At 48.3% G+C, this 6,096-nt stretch carries 8 protein-coding genes and 1 pseudogene; 5 read left to right on the top strand and 4 right to left on the bottom strand.

The features are described 5' to 3' along the window. Positions 1–624, bottom strand: a pseudogene (locus tag QUA03_RS16390) (photosystem II D2 protein (photosystem q(a) protein)); the annotation flags it as partial. Between the two features lie 408 nt (positions 625–1,032). On the opposite strand from QUA03_RS16390, the gene QUA03_RS16385 reads away from it, so the two are divergent. Together QUA03_RS16385 and QUA03_RS16380 are read left to right on the top strand one after the other, a co-directional pair. After that, complete coding sequence (locus tag QUA03_RS16385; RefSeq protein ID WP_190663726.1) at positions 1,033–1,302, top strand: hypothetical protein; 270 nt, start codon at positions 1,033–1,035, stop codon at positions 1,300–1,302. A gap of 23 nt (positions 1,303–1,325) precedes the next feature. Then, positions 1,326–1,997 (top strand): ABC transporter ATP-binding protein, encoded by a 672-nt coding sequence (locus QUA03_RS16380; protein ID WP_333171476.1) that lies wholly within the window; start codon positions 1,326–1,328, stop codon positions 1,995–1,997. Between the two features lie 124 nt (positions 1,998–2,121). Here QUA03_RS16380 and QUA03_RS16375 read toward each other — a convergent pair whose 3' ends face one another. Together QUA03_RS16375 and QUA03_RS16370 are read right to left on the bottom strand one after the other, a co-directional pair. After that, a complete protein-coding gene (locus tag QUA03_RS16375) occupies positions 2,122–2,910 on the bottom strand; it encodes a DUF4058 family protein (protein ID WP_333213322.1) in 789 nt (262 codons plus the stop codon). Between the two features lie 157 nt (positions 2,911–3,067). Beyond that, a complete protein-coding gene (locus QUA03_RS16370) occupies positions 3,068–3,310 on the bottom strand; it encodes a hypothetical protein (RefSeq protein ID WP_333213321.1) in 243 nt (80 codons plus the stop codon). A 129-nt stretch (positions 3,311–3,439) separates the two neighbouring features. Between QUA03_RS16370 and QUA03_RS16365 the strand changes: the two genes are divergently transcribed. The 3 genes from QUA03_RS16365 to QUA03_RS16355 are packed head-to-tail and all read left to right on the top strand — an operon-like array spanning position 3,440 to position 4,118. After that, positions 3,440–3,652 carry a helix-turn-helix transcriptional regulator gene (locus QUA03_RS16365; protein WP_333174585.1) on the top strand — a complete coding sequence of 71 codons (213 nt, stop codon included), beginning with the start codon at positions 3,440–3,442 and terminating at the stop codon, positions 3,650–3,652. A gap of 20 nt (positions 3,653–3,672) precedes the next feature. Then, entirely contained in the window at positions 3,673–3,885 is a 213-nt protein-coding gene (locus tag QUA03_RS16360) for a helix-turn-helix transcriptional regulator (protein WP_333213320.1), read from the top strand. A 20-nt stretch (positions 3,886–3,905) separates the two neighbouring features. Continuing rightward, a complete protein-coding gene (locus QUA03_RS16355) occupies positions 3,906–4,118 on the top strand; it encodes a helix-turn-helix transcriptional regulator (RefSeq protein WP_333213319.1) in 213 nt (70 codons plus the stop codon). Between the two features lie 184 nt (positions 4,119–4,302). Here QUA03_RS16355 and QUA03_RS16350 read toward each other — a convergent pair whose 3' ends face one another. Continuing rightward, a complete protein-coding gene (locus tag QUA03_RS16350) occupies positions 4,303–5,811 on the bottom strand; it encodes a UbiD family decarboxylase (RefSeq protein WP_333213318.1) in 1,509 nt (502 codons plus the stop codon). Between the last annotated feature and the right edge of the window lie 285 nt (positions 5,812–6,096).

Below are 6,096 nucleotides of genomic sequence, written 5' to 3'. Positions count from 1 at the left end.
CGCACCGCCCAAGATGCCTGCAACGCCCATCATGTGGAAGGGGTTGAGCGTCCAGTTGTGGAAGCCTTGCAGGAATAACAAAAAGCGGAAAATTGCTGCGACGCCGAAACTGGGGGCGAAGAACCAGCCTGATTGACCCAAGGGGTAAAGCAGGAACACCGACACAAACACGGCGATGGGGCCGGTGAATGCTAGGGCGTTGTAGGGACGGATGCCTACCAAACGGGCGATTTCAATCTGACGCAGGCAAAAGCCGATCAGTGCGAAGGCGCCGTGGAGGGCTACGAATGTCCACAGCCCACCGAGTTGGAACCAGCGGGTGAAGTCCCACTGTGCTTCGGGGCCCCACAGGAACAGCAGGGAGTGTCCGAGGCTGTTGGCTGGGGTGGAGACTGCTACGGTGAGGAAGTTGGCTCCTTCGAGGTAGGAGCTTGCCAAACCGTGGGTGTACCAGGATGTGACGAAGGTGGTGCCTGTTAACCAGCCACCGATGGCTAGGTAGGCGCAGGGGAATAGCAGGATGCCAGACCAGCCTACGAAGACGAAGCGATCGCGTTTGAGCCAGTCGTCGAGGACATCAAATATGCCTCTTTCGGTCTGGGCGCGTCCGACTGCGATTGTCATTTACGCAAATCTCCAAATGGATATAATTACAACGGATCTGCCTCTAGTCATTAGTCTCTAACCGTTGCCTCTGCTTAGCAGAAAACAAGTTGGATTATGAACAGAGTTTACTTTTCTTTACCGTATTGACGATTATAGAGGTAATTCTTTACAAGAGCAAGTTTTTCATAAAAAACTTCCGGCTATTGATTTTTCCGAAGTCCTCGAAGTCCTCGAAGTCCCCGAAGTCCTTGCCCTGCATTGGGGAAATACTACTATATAGGAGTGTCTGCGCTTTGCGTCAGAAGCCCGGTGGCTTGGTAGATGTATCGCCCTCAACCTCTGATTTTTCTAAGAAACTGGGTTTCCGTGGGTAAGTCCTATATATATACTGAGGATAGAGCTCCAAACTTAGGTTTTTAAGACTATATGTTCAGCATTGACATCATTGTGAAAAATACGCCCGTCTCGCTGTCGGTGCAGCGGAAGTTGGAGGAAGACGCTGAGACTGTTTACCAGCAGGTACTGGCGGCGATTCGCAACTCCCAACCGCAAATTTTGGAACTCACCTGCGAGAAAAACCCTGAGAAAAAGGTGGCTGTACTCAGCAGTGAGATTTCTGGGGTGGTGGTTTCTCAGAAATCGGGGGCGTCATCTACAGGCAGATCCCCTGGCTTTGTCTCGATGACAGCAGAATGAGGGCTGGGGGTGTTGGTGCCGATATGAGCCAATCAGCCGTTGCTGTGCGGGATTTGGGTTTTTGCTGGCCGTCGGGCGATCGAGTGTTGCAAGGTTGCTCTCTGGATGTACCCAAGGGCGAGTTTTGGATGCTTTTGGGCACTAACGGCAGCGGCAAGTCTACGCTGTTGAGGCTGATGGCTGGGCTGCTGCACCCCCAGTCGGGGGAAATTGACCTGAGTGGGCGGGTGGGGTTTGTGTTCCAAAACCCCGATCACCAATTGGTTATGCCGACGGTGGGTGCGGATGTGGCTTTTGGTTTGGTGGAGGAAAAGCTTTCTAACGTTCAGGTGCGGGAGAGGGTGGCGGAGGCTTTGGAGGCTGTGAATTTGCTGGATTTGCAGCGGCGGCCGATTTATGCTTTGAGTGGGGGCCAGAAGCAGCGAATTGCTCTTGCTGGGGCGATCGCCCGTCACTGCGAAATTCTGCTGTTGGATGAACCGACGGCTTTGTTAGATCCGGATTCTCAGTTGGATTTGGTGGCGGCGGTGCAGCGGTTGGTGAAAAATCGCGGGATTACGGCTTTGTGGGTGACTCACCGTTTGGATGAGTTGAATTATTGTGATGGGGCTTTTTTGTTGGAAAAGGGCCAAGTTGTCGATCGGGGAGATCCGGCGCGTTTGAAGCAGCGGTTGATGCAAAGTCAAGATGTTTAGCCCTCAAGCAATTTGAGAATTAAGTCATTCTGCGAGGGAAATTGTTCTGCAAGTCAAACGAAGTCTGCCTCCGCAGACTAAGAAATAAATAGGGTATTTAACCAGATTTTGGCGGCACGGCAAATTAATCTCGCAATCCCCGATCGCGCAACCAAGCATCTGCCCAAATTGTATCGGCTTCTGACAGCGGTGGTATGACTTCCCAGTTGCGATAATCTATCTTGAGGTCGTAACTTGCTATGTCGTAAATTTGAGTGAATAATTCCTGCAAATTGATGACAGGTTCAGTATCACCCGATCGCAGCGGCAGAGGAAAGGCAGGCAGCGGGTTCTGCACGTTAAAAGCGTACAAATCTGCTCTGGGACGGCGATTTCCCCGACACACGAGAACGCTATAGTGGCTTTCAATGTCATTGCCAATAACTGGCATTTTTTGACCGCGCCGCAATAAATCTATTTCAATTAAATGAGTGCGACTGGATAAAATTTCTTCTCGCTTTTCTTCGTACATTTGTCGTCCTTTTCCTGGGCGCTTATTGCTAGGCGAGAGGATTTCAATCAGGGTGATTAATTCTTGGTTTCCTCTTTCTCTAATTTCTAAATAGCCTTCCCGAACCTGGTAGGGCATGGGAATATTTACTGTCAAGGGTTGTGTGGGTGGCGCTGCAACGGCTACGTTTGATGTGATTAATTCGGTTGTAGTTCTGGGCTGAATTACGTTTACATCAGGAATGCCAATTGATAAATTGTCGTCAGCGGTTTCATAGATTCTCACTTCCAACGAGACTAAATACTTAGGACGCAGTTGGGGAGACAAAAATCTAAAAATTTCACTAATTAACAAGTGATGTAGGGCAGGCCAGAGTTCAGGATGCTCTAAATACGGGTCCATACCGGGAAAGGGAGATGGCATTGATGTGACTCCTTGACTCAAATCTATTTCTAGTTTAGTTGAATATTTGTGGAACAGGCATCTTGCCTGTTTCTTGGGCGGGCAATATGCCCACCCCACAACATATTTTAATGTTTGTGGAACCGGCATCTTATCTGTTGTTCGCACTGTTCAACGCTTAAACTTCGATCGACAATTGCATCGGAATTGACACGCTGTTTTCATCCAACACAGACACCGCATTTACGAACACAATTGTATGCGGGACTGCGGGCATTAAGTGGCGCAGTGCATTTAGGTAAGATTCGGCATCGGGGCGGCGGGCGAAACGGGCGACTGTTAACCGCTGACAGTTGGGGAGGTGGCGAATTAGATGCCAAGGTTGAAGTCGATCGCGATAAGTCGATTGTTTTGGTATCATAGGAAAATCCTTCCCACTTTTGTGGGTGGTTGAAGAAAGGCGATCGCTCTAGATTTCTCAGGTCACGGGGCGATCGCTGTTAACTGTATAATCATTGAATTACGAGTAGTCGTAATTGTCAAGGGCGGAATGGGACGAATTAGACTGCGAGTTCGAGAACTCGCTCAAGAGAAGGGTTGGACTCTCAGGGAAGTCTCCAACAGAACGGGTATTCCATACACTACGATCGCCACCTATGCCAGTTCTCCAGGTATGGCAACTGTTGACTACACGGCTTTGGACAAGATGGCTCGTGCTTTTGAGATTGCGATCGAGGATTTAGTGGAAATTCTGGAACAGTAAACTGATTTATCAGCGGCAAGATGGGGCTAATTCGTTTGCGGGTTCGAGAACTAGCTGAGGAGAAGGGTTGGACGCTGAAAGAAGTCTCTGACAGAACGGGAATTCCCTACAGCACGGTTAAAAAATACGCCCAAGCTCCCAAAATGGCAACGGTAGACTATACGGCTTTGCAAAAACTTGCTGCTGTCTTCGATTTGATGATCGAAGATTTGGTTGAGGTTTTGGAACGGTAAACTGATTTGTCAGCGGGAAGATGGGGTTAATTCGGTTGCGGGTTCGAGAACTAGCCGAAGAGAAGGGTTGGACATTAAAAGAAGTTTCTGAGCGATCGGGCATTCCTGACAGTACGGTTAGAAGCTATGCCCATTCTCCCAAGCTGGCAACTGTAGATTATACGGATTTGAACAAAATGGCTCGCGTGTTTGATATTGTGATCGAAGATTTAGTTGAGATTTTGGAACAGTAAAGAAAAAATAATGCTCGTGAAGACTCAAAGAGAGTTGATGGTCTAAGGACATAATAATGTTGTGTTTCTAGTATTTTACTCAAAAAAACCAGGACACAACATTGTTGTGTCCCTACTGTATTGTCAGCAATTGAGAAATTGTATTTTACTCAAAAAAGCCAGGAGACAACATTGTTTCGCTTCCCTACCTCATCTCATATCCAAACAAATTCGGATCGACTTCTCCCAAATTCAAATCTGCCAAACCATACTCAGCCCAACGCCTTTCGACCATCGCCGCCACATCCGGATCGGACTCCAAAACTTCCCCCCATTCGTGATCCGTTTCCGGTGGCATCTTCGTAGTAGCATCAATCCCCATTCTGCCTCCCAAACCAATCTTTTCACTGGCAAAATCTAACGTATCAAAGGGCGTATTCGGCAGAATAAATACATCCCGAACCGGATCGACTTTAGAACTAATTGCCCAAACTACTTGACGCGGGTCGCGAATGTTGATACTTTTATCGACAACAATCACAAACTTAGTGTAAGTAAACTGCGGTAATGCACTCCAAAATGCTAAAGCAGCCCTGCGCGCTTGACCGGGATATGCTTTATCAATCGAGATAATTGCGGCTTTATAACTCAGCGCTTCCATCGGTAAGAAGAAATCGACAATTTCCGATACTTGCTGCCGCAAAATAGGGGTATAAATACGGTTAAGCGCGATCGCCATCATTGCTTCTTCTTTCGGTGGCCGCCCGCTAAATGTCGTCAGATAAATCGGGTCTTTGCGGTGCGTCATGCAGTGGAACCGCACCAACGGCGAATCTTCCACACCGCCGTAATAACCCATGTGATCCCCGAAGGGCCCGTCGGGCAGAACTTCCCCCGGCGTAATCGTTCCTTCTAACACGATTTCCGAGTCCGCCGGTACTTCCAAATCTACGGTTTTGCACTTCGCCAATTGCACGCCGGAACCGCCGTAAAGTCCGGCAAATAACCATTCCGATAAATCTACAGGAATTGGCGTTGCTGCAGCGAGAATAATCAGGGGATCGACTCCAAGGGCGATCGCAACTTCCAACTTTTTACCAGCCTGCGCCGCTTTCCGCAAGTGTCGCGCCCCGCCCCGCACCGATAACCAGTGTACAGTCATCGTGTTTTTTGACTGCAACTGCAACCGATAAACCCCCACATTCGGCGTACCCGTTTCGCAATCTTTGGTAATTACCAAACCCAGGGTGATAATTTTGCCCGCATCTCCGGGATAAGGGCGAATCATCGGGATTTTGTTCAAATCCAGCCCTTCTCCCTCAAATACCACTTGCTGACAAGCTGGGAAAAAGTCGCGGCCGGGTTTGGCTTTCACTACGTCGAACAGGACTTTGCCGAATTCTATCGCTTGGGAAATCTTTTTCGGCGGTTTTGGCTGTTGCAGCATTCCCAGTTTTTTGCCGAGCTCTTCTAGTTCGATCGGCTTTTCCATGTTCATCGCCCAGCAAACGCGCTCTTCCGTGCCCAACAGGTTAATGGCGACGGGGAATTCGGCCCCTTTGACGTTTTCAAACAGCAATCCAGGGCCGCCTTTTTGCAGCATTTGGTTGGAAATTTCGGCAATTTCGAGGTCGGAATCGACTAAGGCGCTAATCCGGCGCAGTTGTCCCCGTTCTTCGAGTAGTTTTAGGAATCCCCGCAAGTCTCTAGCCATTGTTGTTAAAGAAATATTAAGTGCCCCTACTATTATGCGGCTATCGGGGGATGGAGTGCGGGGTGGGGGCGATCGGGCGATCGCTCAATAAATTTCTATTGTTATCGTTACTGTATGACTTGGTATTTCTCTGATTCATCAAAAATTGACTTTAGCTAATTTTTCTTTGCAATACTCTTAACCATAATTTAAACAAAGCTTATTCTATTGTTAGTTAATCTACTATTAACCAAAATTTAAAACAAGCTTATTCTATTAAAGCTCTTTCCTTGGGGGTTTCAGTCT

The organism is Microcoleus sp. S36b_A4, assembly GCF_036700645.1.
Taxonomy (GTDB): domain Bacteria; phylum Cyanobacteriota; class Cyanobacteriia; order Cyanobacteriales; family Microcoleaceae; genus Microcoleus.
This window is presented reverse-complemented; position numbering and strand designations above follow the sequence as displayed.

Coding starts and splice junctions, on each gene's coding strand:
- QUA03_RS16365 (WP_333174585.1), top strand. CDS start 3,440: ATGGGACGAATTAGACTGCGAGTTCGAGAACTCGCTCAAGAGAAGGGT.
- QUA03_RS16350 (WP_333213318.1), bottom strand. CDS start 5,811: ATGGCTAGAGACTTGCGGGGATTCCTAAAACTACTCGAAGAACGGGGA.
- QUA03_RS16375 (WP_333213322.1), bottom strand. CDS start 2,910: ATGCCATCTCCCTTTCCCGGTATGGACCCGTATTTAGAGCATCCTGAA.
- QUA03_RS16355 (WP_333213319.1), top strand. CDS start 3,906: ATGGGGTTAATTCGGTTGCGGGTTCGAGAACTAGCCGAAGAGAAGGGT.
- QUA03_RS16385 (WP_190663726.1), top strand. CDS start 1,033: ATGTTCAGCATTGACATCATTGTGAAAAATACGCCCGTCTCGCTGTCG.
- QUA03_RS16360 (WP_333213320.1), top strand. CDS start 3,673: ATGGGGCTAATTCGTTTGCGGGTTCGAGAACTAGCTGAGGAGAAGGGT.
- QUA03_RS16380 (WP_333171476.1), top strand. CDS start 1,326: ATGAGCCAATCAGCCGTTGCTGTGCGGGATTTGGGTTTTTGCTGGCCG.
- QUA03_RS16370 (WP_333213321.1), bottom strand. CDS start 3,310: ATGATACCAAAACAATCGACTTATCGCGATCGACTTCAACCTTGGCAT.